The sequence below is a fragment of the Vibrio genomosp. F10 str. 9ZD137 genome, assembly GCF_049974785.1.
Classification (GTDB): Bacteria; Pseudomonadota; Gammaproteobacteria; order Enterobacterales; family Vibrionaceae; genus Vibrio.
Genome location: NZ_JBNGCJ010000734.1, coordinates 1 through 2,159 on the forward strand (window position 1 = coordinate 1; position 2,159 = coordinate 2,159).

Below are 2,159 nucleotides of genomic sequence, written 5' to 3' on the forward strand. Positions count from 1 at the left end.
GGGGGTTGTCTTCGGCATCACAATCGTCGTCGTGATCCCCAGCTTTGTTCCTGACATCGCTAAACCTTGCGCATGGTTGCCAGCGGATGCGGCGATGACGCCCTCAGCTTTCTGTGCTTCAGACAAGCTTGCAACCATGTTGTACGCGCCACGCAACTTGAACGAATGTACAGGTTGACGATCTTCACGTTTCAGTTGCACCTGGTTGCCCAAACGTTCGGACAAGCGCGGCATATCTTGCAATGGGGTGACCATCGCGACTTCGTAGACAGGTGCTTTCAGGATTTGGCGCAGATAGTCTGCGCCAGTTTGTTTCCCTTGCTTTGCTAAAAAAGCGTCGGTCATGGGGTTACCCTTCTAGCTTAGACTTATCGCGTACCGCGCCTTTGTCTGCACTTGTTGCCAGGCTCGCATAGGCTTTAAGTGCAAGTGATACAACACGTTCGCGATTGACTGGTTTCCAACCCATTGTATCTTGCGCTGTGCGTCGCGCTGCCAGTTCATCTTCAGACACATCGAGTGTGATGGAACGACTTGGAATATCAATAGTGATGATATCGCCATTTTTCACTAGACCAATCGCACCGCCACTTGCTGCTTCTGGAGATACGTGACCAATAGAAAGACCCGATGTACCGCCAGAGAAACGGCCATCAGTCAGCAGTGCACAAGATTTACCGAGCCCCATTGATTTAAGGTAAGTCGTAGGGTAGAGCATTTCTTGCATACCTGGGCCGCCTTTCGGGCCTTCGTAACGAATAACAACCACTTCGCCCGCTTTGACTTTTCCGCCTAAGATATTTTCAACAGCGTCATCTTGGCTTTCAAATACAATGGCAGGGCCTTGGAATGTTAAGTTTTCTTCATCTACACCAGCCGTCTTAACGATACAACCGTCGACCGCAATGTTACCTGAAAGAACGGCCAGTCCGCCTTCTTGGCTGAACGCATTGTCTATGGTGCGAATGCACCCTTCTTTACGGTCATCGTCTAAACGATCCCAACGGCAATCTTGTGAAAAGGCTTTGGTGGTACGAATACCAGCAGGGCCAGCTCGGTAGAATTTGAGAACGTCTTCATCGTCTGTTTGCATAATGTCGTATTGAGCAAGCTGCTCTTTCATCGACATATTGAGTACTGTGCGAGTGTCACCGTTGAGTAGGCCTGCACGGTCAAGCTCACCAAGGATAGCCATCACACCGCCTGCACGGTGAACATCTTCCATATGATATTTAGGGGTGGATGGGGCAACTTTACATAGGTGTGGAACACGACGCGACATGGCGTCGATATCGTCCATATCAAAATCAACCTCACCTTCAAGAGCCGCTGCAATAAGGTGTAAAACCGTATTACTTGAACCGCCCATGGCAATATCAAGTGCCATGGCGTTTTCAAACGCGGCTCGGTTAGCTATGTTGCGTGGCAGTGCTGAATCGTCGCCTTCTTCGTAGTAACGTCTGGTTAGATCAACGACACGCTTACCTGCATTGATGAACAACTGCTCACGATCGGCGTGTGTTGCCAGCATAGAACCGTTACCTGGCTGAGACAGCCCTAACGCTTCCGTTAAACAGTTCATTGAGTTCGCTGTAAACATACCAGAGCAAGAGCCACATGTTGGGCATGCTGATCGTTCAACTTGCTCGCTTTGTTCATCTGAAACCGTTGGATCAGCGCCTTGAATCATGGCATCGACCAAGTCGAGCTTGATGATTTGATCGGAAAGCTTGGTTTTACCTGCTTCCATTGGGCCGCCTGATACAAAAATCGCCGGAATGTTAAGGCGCATAGCGGCCATCATCATTCCTGGGGTGATTTTGTCACAGTTCGAGATACACACCATGGCGTCGGCACAGTGCGCATTGACCATGTACTCGACTGAATCGGCAATAATTTCACGAGATGGTAGCGAGTAAAGCATGCCACCGTGGCCCATTGCGATGCCATCATCCACAGCGATGGTGTTGAATTCTTTGGCGATACCACCTGCTTTTTCAATCTCTCGAGCAACCAGTTGCCCCATGTCTTTTAGATGTACGTGACCGGGAACAAATTGCGTGAATGAGTTAACAACAGCGATGATCGGCTTGCCGAAATCTTCATCTTTTACGCCCGTTGCACGCCACAATGCTCGTGCGCCCGCCATGTTGCGTCCA

At 49.9% G+C, this 2,159-nt stretch carries 2 protein-coding genes; both read right to left on the reverse strand.

What is annotated here, in order from left to right:
* The coding region (locus ACP45E_RS17420; protein ID WP_141707393.1) for a pyridoxal-phosphate dependent enzyme at positions 1-345 on the reverse strand (345 nt) is incomplete at its 3' end.
* Positions 346-349: 4 nt separating this feature from the next.
* A partial coding sequence (gene ilvD / locus ACP45E_RS17425; RefSeq protein WP_241824335.1) for a dihydroxy-acid dehydratase occupies positions 350-2,159 on the reverse strand: 1,810 nt, incomplete at its 5' end.